The organism is Pseudomonas sp. LBUM1676, from assembly GCF_059695605.1.
Genome location: NZ_CP166777.1, coordinates 4737483 through 4763095, shown reverse-complemented (window position 1 = coordinate 4763095; position 25613 = coordinate 4737483). Strand labels below are relative to the sequence as shown.

Sequence of the window (25613 nt, the reverse complement as noted above, 5' to 3'; positions counted from 1 at the left end):
AGACAACTTTTCGAGGTAAGCCCGGTGACCCAGCTGACATTGCTGTGCCTGCCCTATTCAGGCGCGAGCGCCATGGTCTACAGCCGCTGGCGGCGCAAACTGCCTGAGTGGCTGAAACTGCAGCCCGTGGAGTTGCCCGGCCGTGGCGCGCGGTTTGGCGAACCGTTGCACACCGACATGCGGCGCCTGGCGCTGCAGCTGGCCCATGAACATAAAGCCACGCTCAAGGCACCCTACGCGTTGTTCGGCCATAGCCTGGGCGCGTTGCTCGCGTGTGAAATGGCCCATGCCTTGCGCTCGCTCGGCTGTCCGGAGCCGGTGGCGCTGTTCGCGTCGGGCACGGCCGCACCGACGATGCGTGCCGACTATGATCGTGGCTTTGCCGAACCGAAGACGGATGCCGAGTTGATCGAGCAGTTGCGCACGCTCAACGGCACCAGCGAAGAGGTGCTGGCCAACGAAGAGCTGATGAGCCTGACGCTGCCGGTGCTGCGGGCGGACTTTCTTCTGTGCGGTCGATTCGAGCCCATTCAGCGCCCCTTGCTCAAGTGTCCGGTGCATGTGCTTGGCGGTACGACTGACCGGGCTACCACCGAGCAGTTGATCGGCTGGAGCAAGGAAACCCGCGGCAGTTTTTCCGTGGACATGCTGGCCGGCGGGCACTTCTTCATTCATGAGCATGAGGCCAAGGTGTTGCGGGTGATCAAGGATCAGCTGGAAGCTCATCATCGGCGGCATGGAGTGATGGCTGTCAGCTAGTCTTGAACATCACTCCCCCCTGTGGGAGCGAGCTTGCTCGCGATGGCGGAATCACATTCAACATAGATGTGACTGACAGGCCGCCATCGCGAGCAAGCTCGCTCCCACAGTGAACTGTGACCACCTCAAATTCCTCGTTTCACCCTCCTTCCTGATACTTGTTCTCAATCGCTAATTTTTCCGGTCTGCATTCGTTTTATAGGGACGACGTGCCTTTGTGCTTCCCGCCACTGATCCGGATACCCAGAAATGAACGCTGAAGACTCCTTGAAACTTGCTCGCCGGTTTATCGGGTTGCCCCTGCAAAAGCGCCAGATGTTCCTTGCGGCCTTGCACAAGGAAGGCGTTGATTTCGCCCGGTTTCCGATTCCTGCCGGGGTCGAGGCCGAGGATCGCCAGGCGTTGTCCTACGCCCAGCAGCGCATGTGGTTTCTCTGGCAGCTGGACCCGCAAAGCGGTGCGTACAACCTGCCGGGCGCAGTGCGCCTGACCGGGCGGTTGAACTTGCCCGCCCTGGAGCAAGCCTTCGCCAGCCTGGTTGAGCGTCACGAAACCATGCGTACGGTGTTCCAGCGCCAGGCCGACGACACCCTGCTGCAAATGCCGGCCAGTGCGTCGCTGGTCATTGATCATGTGGATTTCAGCCCGTTGCCGGCCGCCGAGCGTGAAGTGGCAGTCGCCCGAGCGGCTGAGCAACAATCGGTGCTGGCGTTCGATCTTTCGGTCGGTCCGCTGCTGCGCGTCACCTTGCTCAAGCTCGCCGATCAGGAACACGTGCTGCTGCTGACCCTGCACCACATCGTGTCCGACGGCTGGTCGATGAACGTGCTGATCGACGAGTTCATCCGTTGCTACGACGCCTTTGAAGCGAGCACGCAACCGCAACTCGCGCCGCTGCCGATCCAGTACAGCGACTACGCCTTGTGGCAGCGCCGCTGGCTGGAGGCGGGGGAGCAGGCGCGTCAACTCGAGTACTGGCAGACACAGCTAGGCGCCGAGCACCCGGTGCTCGAGTTGCCCACCGATCACCCGCGCCCGGCGATGCCGAGCTACCGTGGCACCCGCTACGAATTCGCGGTCGACGTGCAACTGGCCGAGCAGCTGCGCACCACGGCGCAGAAGCACAACATCACGCTGTTCATGCTGTTGCTCGGCGCCTTCAATGCGCTGCTGCATCGCTACACCGGCCAGACCGACATTCGCGTCGGCGTGCCGATCGCCAACCGTAACCGTGCCGAAATCGAAGGCCTGATCGGCTTCTTCGTCAACACCCAGGTGCTGCGCACGCAGCTCGACGGCCAGACCCGGGTCGACGAGTTGCTGCGCGCCATCAAGGAAGCGGCCCTCGGCGCCCAGGCGCATCAGGACTTGCCGTTCGAACGCCTGGTCGAGGCGCTGAAACTGGAGCGCAGCCTCAGCCACACGCCGCTGTTCCAGGTGATGTACAACCACCAGCCGCAGGTCGCCGATATCTCGACCGTCAGCACCGCATCCGGCCTGGCGCTGGGCGTGATCGAGTGGGAAGGGCGCACCACCCAGTTCGACCTGACCCTCGACACCTACGAAAAGGGCGGCAAGCTGCACGCCGCGCTGACCTACGCCAACGACCTGTTCGACGCCGCCAGCATCGCGCGCATGGCGCAGCACTGGACGCACCTGCTGCGAGGCATGGTCAGCGATTCGCAGCAGCGCATCAGTGAATTGCCGCTGCTGGAGACGACCGAATACCAGCGCATCGTGCATGACTGGAATCGCGCGGATGAAAGCTTCGCGCAAGACGCCTGCATCCACGAATTGATCAGCCAGCAAGTCGCCGCGAATCCGACTGCACTGGCGGTCACCTTCGCCACCCGGCAACTGACTTACGCCGAACTCGACGTTCTGGCCAATCGCCTGGCCCACAAGCTGATCGAGTTGGGCGTGGGCCCGGAAGTCCGGGTCGGCGTGGCGATGCAGCGTTCCGAGCATCTGCTGGTAGCGCTGCTCGCCGTACTCAAGGCCGGTGGCGCCTATGTGCCACTGGACCCGGACTACCCGGCCGAGCGGGTCGCCTACATGCTGGAAGACAGCCGCGCCCTGGTGCTGCTGACCGAGCAGGCAGTCGCCGCGACATTGACCGTGACGGCCGACACCCAAGTGTTGCTGATGGAAGACAAGGCGTGGGCCGATTACCCGGGCAGCGCACCGGTCACCCGCGTCACGCCTGACAACCTGGCCTACGTGATCTACACCTCCGGTTCCACCGGCAAACCCAAAGGCGTGGCCATCGCCCACCGCAACGTGCTGGCGCTGATCGACTGGTCGAAATCGGTCTACAGCCGCGAAGACATTCAAGGCGTTTTGGCCTCGACTTCGGTCTGCTTCGACCTGTCGGTGTGGGAGCTGTTCGTCACCCTGGCCAACGGCGGTTCGCTGATCATCGCCCGCAATGCCCTGGAGTTGCCGCAACTGCCGGCCCGGGATCAGGTACGCCTGATCAACACCGTGCCATCGGCGATCAATGCGTTGCAGCGCGACGGGCAGATCCCGCCAAGCGTACGCATCATCAACCTGGCCGGCGAGCCGCTGAAACAGAGCCTGGTCGAGGCGCTGTATCAGCAGCCCACCGTCGAACACGTCTACGACCTGTATGGCCCCTCGGAAGACACCACCTATTCGACCTGGACCCGCCGCGAAGCCGGTGGCCGGGCGAACATTGGCCGACCGCTCAAGCACACCGCCAGCTATGTCCTCGATGCCGAGCTGCAACCGGTGCCCCAGGGCGTGTCGGCTGAGCTGTATCTGGCCGGTGCCGGCATCACTCGCGGTTACCTGGCACGTCCGGGCTTGACCGCCGAAAAGTACGTGCCGAACCCGTTCGCCAGCAATGGCGAGCGCCTGTACCGCTCTGGCGACCTGACCCGCTACCAGGTCGACGGCACGCTGCAATACGTCGGCCGCATCGACCATCAGGTCAAGGTCCGTGGCTTTCGCATCGAGTTGGGGGAGATCGAAGCGCGGCTGTTGCAGCAGGACGCCGTGCGCGAATTGGCGGTGCTGGCGCAGGACGGCGTCAACGGTCAGCAACTGCTCGCCTACATGGTGCCGAGCGATCCGGCATTGCTGGATGACATCGACGCTCAAGCGACCCTGCGGGAAACCCTGAAAGCGGCGCTGCGTCAGCATCTGCCGGACTACATGGTCCCGGCGTTTTTGCTGTTCCTCGACCACCTGCCGCTGACGCCCAACGGCAAGCTCGACCGCAAGGCCTTGCCGGCCATCGACGGCACCCAACAGCAACGTGAACACGTCGCCCCGCGCAGCGCGCTGGAAAAATCCCTCGCCGCCATCTGGCAGGACGTGCTGGCCATCGACAACGTCGGCCTGGAAGACAACTTCTTCGAACTGGGCGGCGACTCCATCGTCTCCATGCAGGTGGTCAGCCGTGCGCGGCAGGCCGGGATTGTGTTGAGCCCCAAAGACCTGTTCCAGCACCAGACCATCCGCAGCCTGGCCCAGGCTGCCCGCAGCGGTGAGCAACAACTGATAGATCAAGGCCCGGCCGTTGGCGCGGTGGCGTTGGCGCCGGTGCAACAGTGGTTCTTCGAGCAAGCGATCCCCGAGCGTCAGCACTGGAACCAGTCGTTGCTGTTGGTGCCGCGCGAGGCATTGAACGTCGAAGCGCTGGATCGTGCGCTTGAGCAATTACTGACCCATCACGACAGCATGCGGCTGCGTTACCAACAGACCGAAAACGGCTGGCAGCAGGCTTACGCCGCGCCGACCACTGAATCGGTGCTGTGGCATGGCCAGGCGCAGTCGGTGGAGGAACTCAACGCTCTGTGCGACGAGGCCCAATGCAGTCTCGACCTGCACAACGGTCCGTTGCTGCGGGCGCTGCGGGTGGCGATGGCTGACGGCACCGAGCGTCTGCTGCTGGTCATTCATCACCTGGCAGTGGACGGTGTTTCCTGGCGTGTGCTGCTGGAAGACCTGCAGCAGTTTTACGGCGGCAACGCTTCGATAGCAAAAACCAGCACCTATCAGCGCTGGGTTGCCCGTCTGCAGGCTCATCTTCCAGCCTTTGAAAACAGCCTCGGTCACTGGCAGACCCAGCTGCAAGGCGCGCCCACCGACCTGCCGTGCGAGCATCCCGCCGGCGCGCTGGAAAATCGCTTCGAACAGAAAATCGAACTCAAGCTCGACACCGAACAAACCCGCAAACTGCTGCAGCAAGCCCCGGCGGCCTATCGCACCCAGGTCAACGACCTGCTGCTGACGGCATTGGCGCGGTCGGTGTGCCGCTGGAGCGGGCAGGGCAGCACGCTGATCCAGCTGGAAGGCCATGGCCGCGAAGACCTGTTTGATGACATCGACCTGACCCGCACCGTAGGCTGGTTCACCAGTCTGTTCCCGGTCAACCTGATACCGGCGGCTGACCTCGGCGCGTCGATCAAGTCTATCAAGGAGCAACTGCGCGCCGTACCGGATAAAGGCCTGGGCTACGGCGCGCTACGCTACCTCGGCACTGCGGCGATTCGTGCTGAACTGGCAGCGCTGCCGCAACCGCGCATCACCTTCAATTACCTGGGGCAGTTCGATCGTCAGTTCGACGACGGCGCGATGTTCGTACCTTCCACGCAAGGCAGTGGCGTGGCCCAGGACCCGTCGGCACCCCTGGGCAACTGGCTCACCGTCGAAGGCCAGGTCTATGGCGGCGAGTTGTCGCTGAGCTGGGGCTTCAGCCGCGCGATGTTCGACACCGCGACGATCCAGCGCCTGGCGGACGACTACGCGCAAGAACTGAACGGGCTGATCGAGCATTGCTGCGCGCTGGAGGTGACCCAGGCCACGCCGTCGGACTTCCCGTTGGCACGTATCGATCAACGACAGCTCGATGCGTTGCCGGTGGCGATCTCGACGCTGGAAGACCTTTATCCACTGTCCCCGATGCAGCAGGGCATGTTGTTCCACACCCTGTATGAACCCGAAGTCGGCGCCTACATCAGCCAGTTGCGTCTGGACATTCAGGGGCTTGACCCGAAGCGTTTCGCCGAGGCCTGGCAAACCGCCCTGGAACGTCACGACATTCTGCGCAGCAGTTTCCACTGGCAGGGCCTCGACACCGCGCATCAGGCGATTCTCCGTCAGGTGACGTTGCCGCTCGAAGTGCTGGAAGCGACCGATGCCGACGCATTGGCCGACGCCGAACGCGCCCAGGGTTTCGAACTGGGCAGCGCACCGCTGTTTCGCTTGAAACTGGTAAGCACCGGCTCTGAAGCCTGGCACCTGATCTACACCAGCCACCACATCCTGATGGACGGCTGGAGCAACGCGCAATTGCTCGCCGAAGTCATCCAGCACTACGCCGCTGGCCAATCGCTGCCGTCGCCGTCGGGGCAATACCGTGATTACCTGGGCTGGTTGCAGCAGCAATCGGCCGCCGCTGGCGAGCAATTCTGGACCGCCGCACTGTCGCCGCTCGAAGCACCTGCATTGTTGGCTGAAGCCTTGCGTGCGCCCGTCGGCGGCGAAGGCAGCGAGGAGCATCGCGTCGCCCTCGATAGCCGCACGACCAAAGGCCTGGCCGAGTTCGCCCGTCAGCAGAAAGTCACCCTCAACACCTTGCTGCAAGCCGCCTGGAGCCTGTTGCTGCAGCGCTACACCGGCCAGGATTGCGTGGTGTTCGGTGCCACCGTCGCCGGTCGCTCGGCACCGCTGCCGGGGATCGAGGAACAACTGGGGCTGTTCATCAACACGCTGCCGCTGGTGTGCGCGATGAAGCCGGATCAAACCGTCAGCCAGTGGCTGGGCGAGTTGCAAGGGCTGAACCTGGCCATGCGCGAGTTCGAGCATGTGCCGCTCTACGACATTCAGGGTTGGGCGGGGCAGCAGGGTTCGGCGCTGTTCGACACATTGCTGGTGTTCGAAAACTTCCCGGTGGCCGAAGCGCTGAAGCAAGGCGCACCGGCCGGATTGTCGTTCGGCAACCTGCACAACCACGAACGCACCCACTATCCGCTGACCCTGGGTATCGAACTGGGCGAAAGCTTGAGCCTGGACTTCAGCTACGACGCGGCCCGATTCAGTGCCGCGCAAGTCGCCGGACTGTCGGCCAATCTGCAGCACCTGCTGGTGCAGATGGTTGCGCAGCCGAACGCGGCATTGGGCGAGCTGGAATTGCTTGACGAGGCGGCAAAAACTGCGCTGCTCGCAATCAGCCAGCCGCCTGCGTTCGAGTTATCCACAACCCTGTTGGCGCACGAACGAATCGCCGCCCAGGCCGCGGCGACTCCACAGGCATTGGCATTGCAGATCGAGGGTCAATCCCTGAGCTACGGCCAGCTGAACATCCAGGCCAACCGCCTGGCCCATCGTCTGATCGAGAACGGTGCCGGCCCCGGCAAGCGCGTCGGCCTGGCCTTGCATCGCGGTTCGCAATTGATCGTCAGCCTGCTGGCCGTGCTCAAAAGCGGCGCGGCGTATGTACCGCTGGACCCGAAATACCCGGCTGAACGCCTGGCCTACATGATCGACGACAGCCGTCTCGACCTGCTGCTGTGCGAATCCGGCCTGCTGGAAGAGGTGCCAGGCGTGCTGCACCTCAGCCTCGAAGACAACGCCGGTTACCCGGACAGCGATCCACACCATCACGCAGTCGCCGAAAACCTGGCCTACATCATCTACACCTCCGGTTCCACCGGCCAACCCAAGGGCGTGGCCATCGCCCATGCCGCACTGCGCGAGTTCTGCCAGAGCGCCGCCGACTATTCGTTGCTGTCGGCCTCGGAACGCGTGTTGCAGTTCGCGACCTTCAGTTTCGATGGCTTCGTCGAGCAGTGCTTCCCGGCGTTGTGCGTCGGCGCGGCGTTGATCATGCGGGGCGATGACGTGTGGGACGCCGGCCGACTGGCTGCCGAAATCGTCCGGCACGGCGTGACCGTTGCCGATTTGCCGGCGGCGTACTGGTACTTGCTGGCGCGCGAATGTGCCAGCGGTGTGGTGAGCAGCCTGGGCGATTTGCGCCAGGTCCACGTCGGCGGCGAAGCGATGTCGGTCGAAGGTCTGCGCTTGTGGCATCAGGCCGGTTTGAGTCATGTGCGATTGCTCAACACCTACGGCCCGACCGAGGCGACCGTGGTGTCCAGCGTGCATGAATGCCGTCTCGAAGACGCGAGCGATGCGTTCGGCATTCCGATTGGTCGCGCCATCGCCGGTCGTGCGCTGTATGTGCTGGACGCGGCGGGTCAATTGCTGCCGTCCGGTGGCGTCGGCGAACTGTGCATCGGCGCCCCGGCCTGCCTCGCCCAAAGCTACTTCGATCGTCCGGCCCTGACCGCCGAGCGTTTCCTGCCGGACCCGTTTGCCCGTGAGCCGGGTGCGCGGCTGTACCGCAGCGGCGATCTGGCGCGCTACAACGCCGAAGGGCATCTGGAATACGTCGGCCGTATCGACCATCAAGTGAAGATTCGCGGTTTCCGCATCGAGATGGGCGAGATCGAAGCCTGCCTGCAAGCCCGGGAAGAGGTGCGCGAAGCGGCGGTCATCGCTCAGGACGGCAAGCAACTGGTGGCGTACATCGTGGCCAACGGCGTGGTGGTTTCCGAGATGGAGTATCTGGAAGGCCTCAAAGCCGTCCTGCGTCAGTCGCTGCCGGAATACATGGTGCCGAATCACCTGGTCCTGCTGCCGAAACTACCGCTCAACAACAACGGCAAACTGGATCGCCGAGCCTTGCCGCGCGCCGAAGCAAGCGATGCGCAACGGGCGTTCGTGGCCCCGGTCGAAGGGCTGGAAACGCAACTGGCGCTGATCTGGCAGGACGTGTTGCAGGTCGAGCAAGTCGGCCGCGACGACAACTTCTTCGAACTGGGCGGTCACTCGTTGCTGGTGCTGCAAGTGATCTCTCGCGTACGTCAACAGTTGCAGCTCGAACTGTCGGTGAGCAGCCTGTTCTCCGCCGCAAACCTGGAGCAATTCGCCGAACGTGCCGCCCTGGCGAACGTCAGTGGCCAACCGCTCCTGCAACCTGCAGCAGGCGACCAGCCGCGGGTCCTGTCTTACGCCCAGCAGCGCCAATGGATTCTCTGGCAGCTCGACCCACAGAGTCCGGCCTACAACATTCCGGCCGCACTGCGCCTCAAGGGCCCGCTCAACCGCGAAGCCTTGCGCGAAGCCTTCGCTCAATTGCAGGCCCGCCACCAGACCCTGCGCACGACGTTCGAACAGGATGGCCTGCGGGCGCGTCCGGTGTTGCACGACAATCTGGCGCTGCAACTGGAACAGCGCACGCTCGATCAGTTGTCGGTCGACACGGCCGTGGCCGAAGAAATCGCCCGTCCATTCGATCTGCGCAACGGCCCGCTGTGGCGTGTATTGCTGCTGCAAGTGAACACCGACGAACACGTGTTGGTGCTGACCGTGCACCACATCGCCGCCGATGGCTGGTCGATGCAGGTCATGGTCGATGAATTCAGCACGCTGTATCAGGCCGGAATCGAGGGTAATGCCGCGAACCTGAACAGCCTGCCGGTCAACTACAGCGACTATGCCCGCTGGCAGCGTGACTGGCTCGAAGCCGGGGAGGGCGCACGCCAACTCAATTGGTGGCGCGAGCAACTGGCGGGCAGTCAGGCGCCACTTGAGTTGCCGAGTGAGCTGACCCGTCCGGCCCGTCGCACCGAGCGCGGCGCCAGTCTGGTGCTGAACGTCGATCGCGAGCTGCTGGCCGGTTTGCGTCAGCGCGCCCAGGAACAACAAGTGACGCTGTTCATGCTGTTGCTGGCGAGCTTCCAGACCTTGCTCCATCGCCAGAGCGGGCAGGCGAGCATCAGCGTCGGCGTGCCGAGCGCCGGGCGTTCGCGGATTGAAACCGAAGGCCTGATCGGCTTCTTCATCAACACCCAGGTGCTGCGTGCCGAGATCGACGACCATCTGCCGTTCAGTGCCCTGCTGCAACAGGTCAAGCAGGTTGCACTGGGAGCGCAGGCCAATCAGGACCTGCCGTTCGAGCAACTGGTCGACGCCTTGCAGCCTGACCGCAGCCTCAATCACAGCCCATTGTTCCAGGTGCTCTACAACCACCAGCAACAGTTGGGCGCCAGCGTCGAGCGGACCGTTGCCGAGCTGCAGGTCGAGCGTCTGCACTGGCAGCAGCACACCACGCAATTCGATCTGGTGCTCGATACCCAGGAACAGGGCGACGCGCTCGACGCCAGCCTGACCTACGCCACGGATCTGTACGACGAGGCGTCCATGCAGCGCCTCGCCCAGCAGTGGCTGAACCTGTTGCGTGCGGTGGTCATTGATCCACAGCAGCGGGTTGCCGAACTGCCGTTGCTGCAAGCGCCGCAACGCGATGCGTTGATCCAACACTGGAACCCGATGTACCAGGCGCAACCGCCTTCGCCAACTTTGCATCACTTGTTCGAAGCCCAGGCTGCCGAGCGGCCGAACGCAGTCGCCCTGGTCCACGAAGGCGAGCAACTGACCTACGCCGCGCTCAACGCCCAGGCCAACCGCCTGGCGCGCAAACTGCGCGAGCAGGGCGTCGGCCCCGAGGTTCGGGTCGGCATCGCCACCGAGCGGGCGATGCCGTTGGTGATCAGCTTGCTGGCGATTCTCAAGGCCGGTGGTGCCTACGTGCCGCTGGACCCGCAATACCCCGCTGAGCGTCTGAGCTACATGATCGAAGACAGCGGCATCACGCTGCTGCTGACTCAACAACACCTGATCGACGGCCTGCCGTCCTGTGATGGCGTGCAGGTGTTGAGCCTGGAGTCGTTGCAACTGCACGCCTACAGCGCCGACAACCTGCCGGCGCTGGCAACCCCGGACAACCTCGCCTACGTGATCTACACCTCCGGTTCCACCGGTCGGCCGAAGGGCGCGCTGCTCAGCCATGGCAACGTCGGGCGTCTGCTCACGGCCACCGCTGGCGAGTTCAACTTCGGCCCGGACGATGTCTGGACCCTGTTCCATTCCTACGCCTTCGACTTCTCGGTGTGGGAGCTGTTTGGTTCGCTGTGCACCGGCGGGCGCCTGGTGATCGTGCCGTATTACATCAGCCGCGAGCCGCAGGAGTTCCACCGCCTGCTCTGTGATGAGGGCGTGACGGTGTTGAACCAGACCCCGACCGCCTTCCGCCAGCTGTTGCCGATTGCCTGCGCCAGCCCACGAAGCATGGCGCTGCGCCAGGTGATTTTCGGCGGTGAAGCCCTGGAAGTTGCGAGCCTGCGTCCCTGGTTCGAGCGCTTCGGCGACCAGCAACCGACCCTCGTCAACATGTACGGCATCACCGAAACCACGGTGCACGTGACCTACCGCGCCATTCGCCTGGCGGATCTCGACGGCAAGGCCCAGAGCCCGATCGGCCTGCCGATCCGCGACCTGCGCTGGTACTTGCTCGACAGCCAGTTGCAGCCGGTGCCGGTGGGTGTGGCAGGGGAGCTTTACATCGCCGGCGCCGGCCTGGCCCGGGGTTATCTCGGGCGTTTCGGCCTCACCGCCGAGCGCTTCGTGCCGAGCCCGTTCGATGCCGCGCAACGCCTGTATCGCAGTGGCGACCTGGCGCGCCAGCGCGCCGACGGCAGCATCGATTACCTCGGGCGGATCGACCAGCAAGTGAAGATCCGCGGTTTCCGCATCGAGTTGGGCGAAATCGAAGCCGCGCTGCTGGCCCAACCGGGCGTGCGCCAAGCGGTATTGAGCGTGCATTCGGGCGATGGTGGGCCGCAGCTTTGCGCCTACGTCGTGGCCGAGCAGAACCCGATTGACCCGATCGCCTGGCGCGACAATTTGCGTGCCGCGCTCAAGGTGGATCTGCCGGATTACATGGTGCCGAGCCATTGGCTGCTGCTGGATGCCTTGCCACTGACCGGCAACGGCAAGCTCGACCGCAAGGCGCTGCCGGTGCCCGATGCCCAGGAATGGCAGCGTCCGTTCGAAGCCCCCGAGGGCGACCTCGAACAGCAACTGGCCGCGATCTGGGCCGACGTGCTGGGCGTGGCGCAGATCGGTCGGCGCGACAACTTCTTTGAATTGGGCGGGCATTCGCTGCTCGCCGCCCAGGCCAGCGCCCGCGTGGAACTGGAACTGGGCATCGAGCTGCCGCTGCGCGCGCTGTTCGAATCCACCGACCTGCAGGCTTATGCCGCCATGGCCGGGCAACACGCCCCGGCTGACAACGATGCACGTCTTGATGCGCTTGAGTCGCTTCTGGACGAGATGGAGATCAACTGATGGAACACACCACTGCCCAGCGTATCGCCACCCGCTTCGCCGGCCTGCCCGCCGACAAGCGCCGCGAGTTTCTGCAACGCATGCAAGAGCAGGGCGTGAGCTTCGGCCAGCTGCCGATTCCGCCCGCTGTCGAGCCGCAAGCCACGTTCGAACTGTCTTATGCGCAGCAGCGCCAATGGTTCCTCTGGCAGCTCGATCCACAGAGCGCTGGCTACAACATTCCGGCCGCCCTGCGGTTGCACGGGCCGTTGAATGTCGCGGCATTGCAGCAGAGCTTCGATGTGCTGCTGGAGCGGCATCAGAGCCTGCGCAGCCGTTTCGTCGAAGATGACGGGAAAGTGGTGCAGACACTGGCCGGGTTCACCTCGCTGCCCATCGAGCAGATCGACCTGCGCAGCGAACCTCAGGCTCAACGCCTCGATCAGGCAATGAACAGCGTCGAACAGGAAATTGCCCGGCCGTTCGATCTTCAGCACGGTCCATTGTTGCGGGTCACCTTGCTGCAACTCGACACCGAAGACCACGTGCTGCTGCTGACCCTGCACCACATCGTCACCGACGGCTGGTCGATGGGCGTGCTGGTTGAAGAGTTTTCCCGGCTCTACGCCGCGCATTGCCAAGGCCAGAATGCTGCGCTGGAAGCATTGCCGATTCAGTATTGCGACTACGCGCTGTGGCAACGCCGCTGGATGGAAGCGGGCGAGCTGGAACGTCAGCTCAACTGGTGGCGTGAAACCCTGGGCAGCGAACAACCGCTGTTGGAACTGCCGACGGATCGCCCGCGCCCGGCGCAACCGAGCCAGCGTGGAGAGCGTCTGGATTTCGCTCTCGACACGAATCTGGCCAGCGGCCTCATGACCTTGGCCAGGCAGCGCGGTGTCACCCCGTTCATGCTGTTGCTGGCAAGCTTCCAGGCCTTGCTCTATCGCTACAGCGGCCAGTCCGACCTGCGCGTCGGCGTGCCGATTGCTAACCGCAATCGCGCGGAAACCCGGGGCCTGATCGGCTTCTTCGTCAACACCCAGGTGATGCGTGCCGAGCTTGATGGGCGTCTGCCGTTCAGCCAATTGCTTGACCAGACCCGCGCGGCGTCGCTGGATGCCCAGGACTATCAGGACTTGCCGTTCGAGCGCCTGGTGCAGGCACTGCAAGGTGAACGCAGCCTGAGCCACAGCCCGTTGTTCCAGGTGATGTTCAACCACCAGCAAGCCAAGCCGGCGGCAGTCAGTGGCTTGCTCGCCGAGCTGCGGGTCGAGGCGCTGAACGCCACGGCCCACACCACCCAATTCGACCTGCAACTGGACACGCAGGAGGAGGGCGACAAGCTGTTCGCCAGCCTGACATACGCCACCGACCTGTTCGACGCCGAGCGCATCGAACACCTGGCGCGCCATTGGCGCAACCTGCTGGCCGGTGTACTGGCGAACCCGCAATGCCCGCTCGCCGAGTTGCCGCTGCTGGATGCCGACGAGCGCCTGCGCATTCTGGATGACCTCAACGCCACCGCTCAGGTTTACCCGGGCGAAGTCTGCGTGCAGCGCCATTTCGAAGCGCGCGTGATCGAAGACGGTGACGCGACCGCCCTGGTGTTCCAGGGCCAGTCCTTGAGTTACGCCGAGCTGAACCTGCGCGCCAACCGCTTGGCCCATCACTTGCGCGCCCAGGGCGTCGGCCCGGAAGTGCTGGTGGGGATTGCCTGCGACCGCTCGTTCGACATGGTCGTCGGCCTGCTGGCAATCCTCAAGGCCGGTGGCGCCTATGTGCCGCTGGACCCGGAATACCCCCTCGATCGCCTGAGCTACATGATCGAAGACAGCGGCATTGCGCTGTTGCTGACCCAGGAACATTTGCTGGCGCAACTGCCGACGCCGGACAACGTGCGCACCCTATGTCTGCATGCCGAGGCCGATTGGCTGAGCGATCTGCCGGGCACCGATCTACCCAACCTGGCTGTTGCAGAAAACCTTGCCTACGTCATCTACACCTCCGGTTCCACCGGCAAACCCAAGGGCGCCGGTAACCGCCACGTGGCGCTGCACAACCGTCTGGAATGGATGCAGCAAGCTTATAAGTTGCTGCCTGCGGACCGCGTGCTGCAAAAGACGCCGTTCAGTTTCGACGTGTCGGTGTGGGAGTTTTTCTGGCCGCTGATGAAGGGCGCCACCCTTGTGATCGCTGCACCGGGCGAACATCGCGATCCTCAACGTTTGGCGGCATTGATCGTCGAGCAGGCGATCACCACGCTGCATTTCGTGCCGTCGATGCTCTCGGCGTTTATCGGTGCCGATGAGTCGCTGGCCTGCACCTCGCTGCAGCGGATCATTTGCAGTGGCGAAGCACTGCCGATGGAGTTGCAACGCCAGACTCTGCGCAGCCTGCCCCAAGCCAATCTCTACAACCTCTATGGCCCGACCGAAGCGGCCATCGACGTGACCCACTGGACCTGCGTGGAAGAGGGCCGCGACAGCGTGCCGATCGGCCGGCCGATCGCCAACCTGCGCACCTGCATCCTCGACAGCGAACTGCAACCCTTGCCGCTGGGCGCGGTGGGCGAGTTGTACCTCGGCGGCATTGGCCTGGCGCGCGGTTATCACCGGCGTGGGGCGCTGACTGCCGAGCGCTTTGTGGTCGACCCGTTCGGCAGCGGCGAGCGTCTGTACCGCACCGGTGACCTGGCGCGTTATCGCGCCGATGGCGCCATCGACTACTGCGGGCGGATCGACCATCAAGTGAAGATTCGCGGTCTGCGCATCGAACTGGGTGAAATCGAAGCGCGCCTGCAAGAACATGCCGACGTGCAGGAAGCAGTGGTGCTGGCCCTCGATGGCCCGAGCGGCAAGCAACTGGTGGCTTACCTGGTGCCGCAGGATCAGGCATTGCTCGAGGCCACGGCCGAGCAGCAAGGCGCCTGGCGCGAAACCCTGAAAAGCCATCTGCTGGCGAGCCTGCCGGATTACATGGTGCCGGCCCAGACCGTACTGATCGAGCAAATGCCCCTGAGCCCCAACGGCAAACTCGACCGCAAACGCTTGCCGGTGCCGACCGCCCAGGTCGGCCAGCGCGCCTTCGAAGCGCCACGCAGTGAACACGAGCAGATGCTGGCGCAGATCTGGCAGGATGTATTGGGTGTGGAGCAGGTCGGACGTCAGGACAATTTCTTCGAATTGGGCGGCGACTCGATCATTTCGATCCAGGTGGTCAGCCGTGCCCGCCGCGCAGGCCTGAGCCTGCAACCGCGGGATCTGTTCCAGCAGCAAACCCTGCAGGCGCTGGCCGCCGTGGTCAAAGAACAAGCGGCACCGCTGGCACAACAAGGGCCGGTGGAGGGGGTGCAAACACTCACGCCGATCCAGCGCTGGTTCTTCGACGAGCCAATCCCGCAGCGCGCGCACTGGAACCAGGCGGTGCTGCTGGTGCCGCGCGAAACGTTGGAACTGCCACGCCTGCAAGCGGCGCTGCAACGCCTGCTCAAGCAACACGACGCCCTGCGTTTGCGCTTCAGCCAGGTCGCCACGACACCGCAATCCCTGCAGAATCCCTGTGGGAGCGAGCCTGCTCGCGATGGCGGTGGGGCAGACAACATCAATGGTGCCGGTGCTGGCCTCATCGCGAGCAGGCTCGCTCCCACAGAGTGGTCGGCACGCTATGTCGGAGCCGACAGCGCCGATGTGATCGACATGCTCTGGACCGCCAGCGTGGCCAGCGATGCGTCGCTGGAATCGGTGTGCGACGAAGCCCAGCGCAGCCTCAGCCTGCAAGACGGGCCGATGTTGCGCGTGGCCTTGATCGCCCAGGCCGATGGCTCCCAGCGCTTGCTGTTGGTCATCCACCACTTGGCGGTGGACGGTGTGTCCTGGCGGGTGTTGCTGGAAGATTTGCAGGCGGCCTACCAAGGGCAGGACCTGCCGCCGAAGACCAGCTCGTTCCAGACCTGGGCCGACAAGCTCGAGGCGTACGCACGCTCCGAAGCCGCTGCCAGCGAATTGGCCTGGTGGCAGGCGCAGCTGAGCCTCGCCAATGATTCGCTGCCAGCCGCCAATGCCCAAGCCAGTCAGGCCGGGCATCTGCGCCAAGGCGTCAGCATCGGCCTGGACCGCGAGCAAACCCGCCAGTTGCTGCAACAGGCGCCGGCGATCTACCGCACCCAGGTTAACGACCTGTTGCTGACCGCACTGGCTCGAACCCTGAGCCGCTGGACCGGCAACGAATCAGCCTTGATCCAACTTGAAGGCCATGGCCGCGAAGAGCTGTTCGACGACATCGACCTGACCCGCACCGTCGGCTGGTTCTCCAGCCTGTTCCCGGTGCGCCTGACGCCGACCGTCGATCTTTCGGGTTCGATCAAGGCGATCAAGCAGCAACTGCGCGAGATCCCCGGCAAAGGCATGGGCTACGGCCTGTTGCGTTACATGGGCGATGCCACGACCCGGGCGGCGTTGGCCGCGTTGCCGCAAGCGCGGGTCACCTTCAACTACCTCGGGCAGTTCGACCAGAGCTTTGCCGAGGACGCGCTGTTCACTCCGGCGCGCGAATCCAGCGGTGCTGCACAGTCGGCAGACGCACCGTTGCCGAACTGGCTGTCGGTGGATGGGCAGGTCTATGGCGGTGAACTGAAACTGGACTGGACCTTCAGCCGCGAATGCTTTGACCAACGTGAAATCGAAGCGCTGGCCGCAGATTATCAAAGCGAGTTGCTGGCGCTGATCACCCACTGCCTGAGCGATGGCGCGGGCGGCGTGACCCCGGCGGACTTCCCGTTGGCGCGTCTGACCCAAGCGCAACTCGATGGCCTGCCTGTGCCGCCGGCGCAGATCGAGGACCTGTACCCGCTGTCGCCGATGCAGGCCGGTTTGCTGTTCCACAGCCTGTACGAGTCGGAGTCCGGCGCGTACGTGAACCAACTCAGCGTCGAAGCCTGCGGGCTCGATGCCGAACGGCTGGGGCGCGCCTGGCAAGCGGTGCTCGACACCCATCCGATCCTGCGCAGCAGCTTCCACTTCCCGGACGGATTCGAAGCGCCGGTGCAATTGGTCCATCGTCATCTGCACCTGCCGCTGACCTGCCACGACTGGCGCAACCGCAGTGATCAGGCCCAAGCACTGCTTGAACTGATCGACAGTGAACGCCTGCAACTCGATTCGACCCGGGCGCCGCTGATGCGCCTGACCCTTGTGCGCCTGGACGACGAGCGTCAGCAACTGATCTACACCCACCATCACCTGTTGCTCGATGGCTGGAGCAACTCGTTGCTGTTGAGCGAAGTCCTGCAGCGTTATGCCGGGCAAGAAGTACAGGCAACCACCGGACGTTTCGCCGACTACATCGGCTGGCTGCAACGTCAGGATGCCCAGCCCGACGAGCTGTTCTGGCGCGAGCAACTGGCAACCCTGGACAACCCGACCCTGCTGGCCCAGAGCCTGGCCCATGGCGCCAGTAAAAACCTGTCCGCCGCCGAGTTTGCCGACTATTGCCAGACCTTTGATGTCACCACCAGCAAAGCCTTCAGCGACTTTGCCCGGCAGCAGAAGGTCACTCTCAACACCTTGGTGCAAGGCGCCTGGGCCCTGTTGCTGCAACGCTACAGCGGTCAGCGCAGCGTCGCGTTCGGCGCGACCGTGGCGGGGCGTCCGGTGGACTTGCCGGGGGCTGAAAGCCAGCTCGGCCTGTTCATCAATACCTTGCCGGTGATCAGCAGCCCGGATGCCGTTGAAAGCGTCGGCCAGTGGCTGAGCCGTTTGCAGGCGCAGAACCTCGAATTGCGTGAGCATGAATTCACCGCCCTCGGTGACATCCAGCGTTGGGCCGGACGTGCCGGCGAGCCGCTGTTCGACAGCCTGCTGGTGTTCGAAAACTTCCCGGTGGCCGAAGCGCTGCAACAGGGCGCGCCGGCCGGTCTGAGCTTCTCGATCCCGCAGAACCATGAACGCACCAACTTCCCGCTGACCCTGGCGGCCACTGCCGAAAGCCAGCTCAGCCTGAACTGGAGCTACCAGTGCGCGCACTTCAGCAGTGACGCCATTGCCCGCATGAGCGAGCATCTGGCCGCGCTGCTGGCGGCGATGGTCGCCGCGCCACAGGCAGCCTTGAGTGAACTGGACCTGCTGACCGCGCCGGAACGTGTGCAGCAGTTGGTGGAGTGGAACCCGGCGTTTACCGCGGCGCAAAACCCGCTGTGCGTGCATCAGTTGATCGAGGCCCAGGCCGTTATCCGACCGGACGCCACGGCGTTGATCTTCAACGATCTGCAATTGAGCTTCGACCAGCTCAACCGTCGCGCCAACCAGTTGGCCCACCGCCTGCGCGCACTGGGCATCGGCCCGGAGGTGCGGGTTGGCCTGGCGATGCAGCGCTCGCCAGAGATGATCGTCGGCCTGCTGGCGATCCTCAAGGCGGGTGGCGCTTACGTGCCGCTGGACCCGGCTTACCCGACGGAGCGCCTGCGCTACCTGATGGAAGACAGCGGCATTTCGCTGATGATCAGCCAATCGTGGCTACGGGAAAAACTGCCGTTGCCCGAAGGGCTGCCGGTGCTGGAAATCGACCGCGAGCCGCTGGAACTCATGGCGGACGCCAACCCGGTCAACCTGACCTGCGGCGAGAACCTGGCCTATCTAATCTATACCTCGGGCTCCACCGGCCGGCCCAAAGGCGTGAGCGTGGCCCACGGTCCGCTGGCCATGCATTGCCTGTCGATCGGCGAGTTGTACGGCATGACCCCGGACGATCGCGAGCTGCAATTCGCCTCGATCAGCTTCGACGGTGCCCACGAGCGCTGGTTGACGCCGCTGGTGTTCGGTTCGGCGGTGATGCCCCGCGACGATGAATTGTGGAGCGTGGAGCGCACCTGCGCCGAGATCGAAAAACACGGCATCACCATCGCCTGCTTCACCCCGACCTACCTGTCGCAGATTGCCGATTTCATGGGCGAGGCGGGGCGTGATCTGCCGATCCGTTCCTACACCCCGTGCGGTGAAGGCATGGCCAAGCACGCGTTCGATGAAGTGCAGCAGGTGCTGCAACCCAAGCGCCTGATCAACGGCTATGGCCCGACCGAAACGGTGATCACGCCGCTGATCTGGCTGGCGTATCCGGATACCGAGTTCGACTCGGCGTTCATGCCGATCGGTCGACCGGTGGGCAACCGCAGCGCCTACATTCTGGACGGCGGCTTGCAGCCGTTGCCGGTCGGCGTGGCGGGCGAGTTGTACCTGGGCGGCGAAGGTGTCGCGCGGGGTTACCACCAACGTCCGGACCTGACCGCCGAGCGTTTCGTGCCGGATCCGTTCGTGCCGGGTGGTCGCTTGTATCGCAGTGGCGACCTCGCGCGGTTCCGTGCCGATGGCGTCGTCGAATACCTCGGCCGTATCGACCAGCAAGTGAAGATTCGCGGGTTCCGTATCGAGCTCGGCGAAATCGAAGCCTGCCTGCTGGAACACCAAGGCGTGCGTGAAGCCTTTGTGATCGATCGCGAAGGCCCGGTCAGCCGGCAGTTGGTCGGTTACGTGGTGCCGCGCGATCCGCTCGCCGATGAGCAGGCGTTGCGTGAAGCGCTGACGTCGCACCTGCGCAGCCGTCTGCCGGCGCACATGCTGCCGGCGCATTTGATGTGCCTGGCCGCGTTGCCGCTGACGCCTAACGGCAAGCTCGACCGTCAGGGTTTACCGGCCCCCGAAGCTTCCCGTGAAACCCACGACCAAGTGGCCGCCGCATCGCCGGCCGAAGCCTTGCTGGTGGAGATCTGGCAGGAACTGCTGGGCCTGGATTCGCTGGGTGTCACCGAGAATTTCTTCGAGCTCGGCGGGGACTCGATCATCTCCCTGCAGGCAGTGAGTCGCGCCGGGCAGCGCGGGCTGGTGTTCAGTCCCAAGCAACTGTTCGAGCAGCAGACCATTCGAGCGCTGGCCGCCGTGGCCAGCAGCCGTGAAGCCGCGTTGGTTGAAGCGCCGAAAGTCGACGCTTTCTCGCTGGTGCCGCACATTGATATCGCCACCCGCGAGGGTCTGCAAGACCTCTATCCGTTGTCGCCGATGCAGCAAGGCATGCTTTTCCATTGCCTCGATTCACCGGAGCTGAACCCCTACGTCAACCAGTTGAGCGTGGCGGTGGACGGTTTGCAGGTGCCGCGTTTCCGCGCCGCTTGGCAAACGCTGGTCGAGCGTCACGAAGTACTGCGCGCGGCGTTCCGCTGGCGCGATGGCCTGGCGGATCCGCTGCAAGCGGTGTTCGCCGAGGTCGAGTTGCCGATCGAAGAACTCGACTGGCGCGAGCGCACCGACACCGAGCAGGCGCTGAGCAAATTGGCGGCAGCGGAACAGGCCAAGGGCTTCGACCTGAGCTGCCCGCCGTTGATGCGTTTCATCCTGGTGCGCCTGGGGGAAGACCGTTACCAGATGATCTGGATCTACCATCACCTGTTGCTCGACGGCTGGAGCGCTTCGCGACTGTTGGGCGACATGCTGCGCCTGTACCACAACGACAGCCTGCCGACCCTGACCGGGCGCTACGCCGACTACATTGCCTGGCTGCAACGACAGGACGGTGCACAGGCCGAAGGCTTCTGGCGCGAGCGCCTGGCGTTGCTTGAAGAGCCGACCATCCTGGCCAAGGCTTCGGGTGCCACAGGCTCCGGTCACGGCGTGATGTACAGCAACCTCGACGCCGAGGCGACGCGCAAACTGCACGCCTTCGCCAAGCGTCAACGCGTGACCCTCAACACCCTGGTGCAAGGCGCGTGGTTGCTTCTGCTGCAACGTCACAGCGGCCAACGCAGCGTCGCGTTCGGCGCCACGGTGGCGGGGCGCCCGACCGGGCTGGCCGGTGCGCAGGACATGCTTGGCCTGTTCATCAACACCTTGCCGGTGATCCAGACCCTCGATCCGCAGCAGCCGTTGGGCGAGTGGTTGCGAGACTTGCAGGATTACAACCTGATGGTGCGCGACTACGAGCACACGCCGTTGTCGGACATCCAGCGCTGGGCGGGGCAGGGTGGCCAGGGCTTGTTCGACAGCATCATCGTGTTCGAAAACCATCCGGTGGACCGTGCCTTGAAAGGGGGCGAGGAAGGGGAGCTGCGCTTTGCCGAAGTCGGCAGCGGCGGTGTCACCAACTTCCCGATGGACTTGATGGTCAGCGCCAACGAGGAAGGCCTGGAAGTCGAGTACCTGTTCCTGCGTGATCGCTTCAGCGAACGGGAAGTTGAGCGGATTCGTGCGCAGCTTGAAGGGTTGCTGCGAGCGTTGCCGGAGGATGCCGCGTGCCTGCTCGGCAATATTGGTCTGCCGCAAGCGCGTTTGAGTCTGCCGCAGGTGTCCGACGACAACGCCGATTTTCTGCACGCATTCAATCAACACGTAAAAGCGCAGCCGCAGAAAATTGCCTTGATCTGTGAAGATCGGCAAGTCAGTTATGCCCAGCTTGAGGCGCAGGCCAATGGACTGGCGCAGCAATTGATCGGTCGCGGTATCGGTGCCGAAAGCCTGGTGGCTGTGGCGTTGCCTCGCTCCGAGCGCACCATCGTGGCGTTCCTTGCGGTGCTCAAGGCGGGTGCGGCTTACCTGCCACTGGACCTGGCGTACCCGGCCGAGCGACTGGCCTACATGTTGAGCGATTCAGCGGCGAGCCTGTTGCTGTGCGACAGCAATCTGGGTGATCGACTGACCATGGCCGACAGCCCGCCACGCCTGCTGCTGGATCTATTGAGCGTTGCCGACAACGTTGCGTGTCCGGTTTCCCAACCATTGCCGGGACACCTGGTGTACCTGATCTACACCTCCGGCTCCACCGGTCAACCGAAAGGCGTGGCCGTGGCGCGCGGGCCGATTGCCCGGCATTGCCGTGGCATCATCGAGCTCTACGAACTGGCACCGCGCAGCCGCGAGTTGCACTTCATGTCGTTCGCCTTCGACGGTGCCCAGGAGCGTTGGCTGAGTGTGATGTTGGCCGGCGGCAGCCTGGTGATCCGCGACGACAGTCTGTGGACCCCGGAACATACCCTGGAAGTGCTGCATCGGCACAACGTCACCGTGGCCTGCTTCCCGCCGGCCTATCTGCAACAGATGGCCGAAGTGGCCGAGCGCCTGGGCAATCCGCCGGCGGTCGAGGTGTATTGCTTCGGCGGTGATGCGGTACCGCAAGCCAGCTTCGAACAGGTCAAGCGCGCCTTGCGTCCGCAGCGTCTGGTCAACGGCTACGGGCCGACCGAGACCGTGGTCACGCCGCTGTTGTGGCGTGCCGAGGTCAGCGAAACCTGCGACGCGGCCTATGCGCCGATCGGGCGTGGCGTCGCCGGGCGTGGCTTGTACGTGCTCGACGCCGACCTCAATCCATTGCCGGTGGGTGTCAGCGGCGAGCTGTACCTGGGCGGCGAATGTCTGGCCCGGGGTTACCACCAGCGTCCGGGCATGAGTGCCGAACGCTTCATCCCCGATCCGTTCGAGGCCGGTGGTCGCATGTACCGCACCGGCGACCTGGTGCGTCAGCGCGACTGCGGGTTGATCGACTACCTGGGGCGTCTCGACCAGCAAGTGAAGATCCGTGGGTTCCGCATCGAGCTCGGCGAAATCGAAGCCCGCCTGCGCGACTGCGCCGGGGTCCAGGATGCCGCCGTGGTGGTGCACGACACGCCGACCGGCAAGCAGTTGGTTGGCTATGTGGTGGCTGGCGGTGCTGTCGGGCTGGATCGTCGCCTGAAGTCTGAACTGCAAGCGCAACTGCCGGACTACATGGTGCCGGCGCGAATCATGGTGCTGGAACGCTTCCCGCTGTCGGCCAACGGTAAGCTCGATCGTCGCGCACTGCCTGTGCCTGAATGGGCGCTCGGCGGTTATCGCGCACCGCGCAACGCACTGGAAACGGCGCTGACCGCGATCTGGCAAGAAGTGCTCGGCGTGCCGCAGGTGGGCATCGACGACAACTTCTTCGAACTCGGTGGCGACTCGCTGCAGGTGCTTAAAGTCATCTCCCGGGTGCGCAGTCAGCCGCAACTGGGCTTCGAATTGAAACTGCGCGACCTGATGCAGAAACCCTGCATCGCCGAACTCAGCGGCTATCAAGCCGCCGAGCCGGTTGCCGCGGCGCCGGACCCCTTGCTGGCGCTGAATGCGCGAATCCCCAACGTGCTGGCGCTGTTCTGCCTGCACGCCGGTTTCGGCACGGTGTTCGACTATGAGCCGCTGGCGCGGCGCCTGGAAGGACGGCGCACGGTGTATGGCCTGCAATGCCGGATGTTGCTCGATCCGCAGTGGCAGGACGAGTCGCTGCTGGCCATGGCCCAGGCCTACTCGCAGCGAATTCGCACGCAACAGCCTGAAGGCCCGTACTACTTGCTCGGCTGGTCGCTGGGTGGCGCGTTGACGCAACTGGTTGCCCATGAACTGGAATCCCAGGGGCAGACGGTGGCGTTTGCCGGGCTGGTCGACAGTTATGTGGCGGGCACGGCGCAGGCGGGGGACTGGCGCGAAGATTTGGCCGACTTCCTGAAGTTTGTCCTCGGTCAGCCGTCTGAAGAAGCACAGGCGTTGATTACCTCGAAAGCCGCAGGCCTGAACGAGCGCGAAGGCGCCGGCGCAGTGATCGAAGCGGCCATGCACGGCTCCAATGACCACGCGGCGTTGGGGACGGGGGAGCTCACGCAGATCTTCGCCACCGGTTCGTCACTCAAACGACTGGCCCTGGCCCAGCGGCAATTGCCGAAGGTACAGGTTTGCACCCATCGCTGGTGGGTGGCCGAGCGCGACGACGAACGCCGGGTGTTCGAGGCCCAGGTGGGCGGTCATGGCATCGATCGATTGCTGGCTGGCGGACACTACGAACTGCTGCGCGGTGATGAGTTGCTCGACGAACTGGAAGACCTCCTGGAGCGCCGCATGGTCACTGCATAAAAACAAAGCCCCCCTGTAGGAGCTGGCTTGCCAGCGAAGGTCGTTAACGATAACGCGTGTTCCCTGATTAAACGCGGCGTTCTCGAGCCCTTCGCTGCGGTGCGACGATTCGACAAGCCAGCTCCTACAGGGGATCCTCGTTCGATTCAATAGTGTGTATTGCCCGATTATTGACCTCATTGCGTAAAAGGATTCCCCCCCATGGCCGTACTGCCAGAGCTTGAAGCTTTCCTCGAACTCGCCGAATTCGGCCGTCTGACCGGCAAAAGCCGCGCCATGCATGAACAGTCGCCGCAACAGGCGCGAATCGACTTCGAAGCCTCCTCGGGCTTTCTCGATGTGCCGCTGGACAGTGTTGCCTGTGAGGAATTCACCATAGCCGCGCGGGATGGCCATAGCCTCTCGGCGCGGTTGTATCGCGATGGCAAGCCGGTCGATGGACTGCAGCCCGTGGTCCTGTATTTCCACGGCGGCGGTTACGTGGTCGGCAGTCTTGAATCCCACGACGCACTGTGCCGACGCCTGGCAGCCCAAGGCGGTTTCGCCCTGTTGACGGTGGATTACCGCCTGGCACCGGAATGGCGTTTCCCGACCCCGATACAGGACGCCTGCGATGCCGGCAACTGGCTGGTCCGCGAAGGCGCGGCCCGTGGCCTGGATGCCACACGGGTGGCACTGGCCGGTGACAGCGTCGGTGCGACCCTGGCCACGGTGCTGTCGATCATGGCCGTGCGCGAACCTGCAGAATTACTGCTGAAACCCAAGGCCCAAGTGCTGGTGTATCCAGTGACAGATGCCACCACCAAACGCGCCTCGCACCGCGACTTCGCCGAAGGCTACCTGCTGGAAACGCCGACGCTGGACTGGTTCTACGCCCATTACGCACGCACGCCCCAGGACCTGGCGGACTGGCGCTGCTCGCCGTTGCTGGCTGACGATCTGTCAGGCGTTGCGCCGGCACTGGTGTACCTGGCCGGCCATGACCCCTTGCATGACGAAGGGCTGGCCTACGCCGAGCGCTTGCGCGCTGCCGGTAATGACGTGACGCTGCTGGAACAGCCGGGTATGACCCATGATTTCATGCGTATGGGTGGGTTGTTGAGTGAAGTGGAAGGGATTCATGCAGAAGTGGCGGGGTGGGTGCGGGCGCGGCTTCGAGGTGAAATAACAATGCCCGCCATTCCTAGTTAAAGAATGGCGGTTGATTATGTCTGATCAAAATCAACTAATATCTCATTAGAATAGTTAAATCAGTCTTGCATAAAGAAACTTTCGTAACCTGCTCTCCGTACCTCCGAATCATCATTGAGGCATTTTATGGAAGCAAGAGTTTTCTCATCACGTCTGATTGTTATTTCGCTAAGACCCTCAAAACCCTCTCCCGCCACTGGAGCATCTCGTTCATGAATGATGTACAAAAACTCTTTGTTTGAAAATTTAATTTTAACATCAATTCCACCCGGCAACGGCTCGGTCGCCATAATGAAATTCCGACCAGGGGGTGTGGGCTTTTCTGGGAAAACAAACTCGATCATGTTTTTATCTATATCAAAAACTCTGTACTGAGCAAAGCCTGTTAAATTGCTAAGGTTTTTAGATGCACAAATCCCTGCAATTTTATACTCTGCCTTGCAGAAAAAGATGATTTGTTCATCTGGCGAACATAGATCAATGTCCTTGGTGGTAATTGATTCCTTCGCAACAATGACAGTAGAGACAAACAAAAAGAAAAATATTGAGAGTTTTTTCACAAGA

The 25613-nt window shown here is 63.5% G+C and carries 5 protein-coding genes; 4 read left to right on the top strand and 1 reads right to left on the bottom strand.

All coding sequences use genetic code 11. The annotated features are described in order from the left end of the window. The first annotated feature begins 24 nt into the window (after nt 1–24). The 4 genes from ACA041_RS21945 (at nt 25) to ACA041_RS21930 (ending at nt 25049) form a co-directional block, all read left to right on the top strand. A complete protein-coding gene (locus ACA041_RS21945; RefSeq protein WP_497437547.1) occupies nt 25–759 on the top strand; it encodes a thioesterase II family protein in 735 nt (244 codons plus the stop codon). A 249-nt stretch (nt 760–1008) separates the two neighbouring features. Beyond that, nucleotides 1009–11979, top strand: a complete 10971-nt coding sequence (locus ACA041_RS21940; protein WP_497437544.1) for an amino acid adenylation domain-containing protein — start codon at nt 1009–1011, stop codon at nt 11977–11979. Further along, the gene (locus ACA041_RS21935) at nt 11979–23858 is read left to right on the top strand and encodes an amino acid adenylation domain-containing protein (protein ID WP_497437541.1); all 11880 of its coding nucleotides are present in this window, start codon (nt 11979–11981) and stop codon (nt 23856–23858) included. Before ACA041_RS21940 ends, ACA041_RS21935 begins: the two co-directional genes overlap by 1 nt. A gap of 201 nt (nt 23859–24059) precedes the next feature. Beyond that, nucleotides 24060–25049 carry an alpha/beta hydrolase gene (locus tag ACA041_RS21930; protein WP_497437539.1) on the top strand — a complete coding sequence of 330 codons (990 nt, stop codon included), beginning with the start codon at nt 24060–24062 and terminating at the stop codon, nt 25047–25049. Between the two features lie 59 nt (nt 25050–25108). On the opposite strand, the gene ACA041_RS21925 is transcribed toward ACA041_RS21930, so the two are convergent. Continuing rightward, the gene (locus ACA041_RS21925) at nt 25109–25609 is read right to left on the bottom strand and encodes a hypothetical protein (RefSeq protein ID WP_497437534.1); all 501 of its coding nucleotides are present in this window, start codon (nt 25607–25609) and stop codon (nt 25109–25111) included. Nucleotides 25610–25613: the final 4 nt, after the last annotated feature.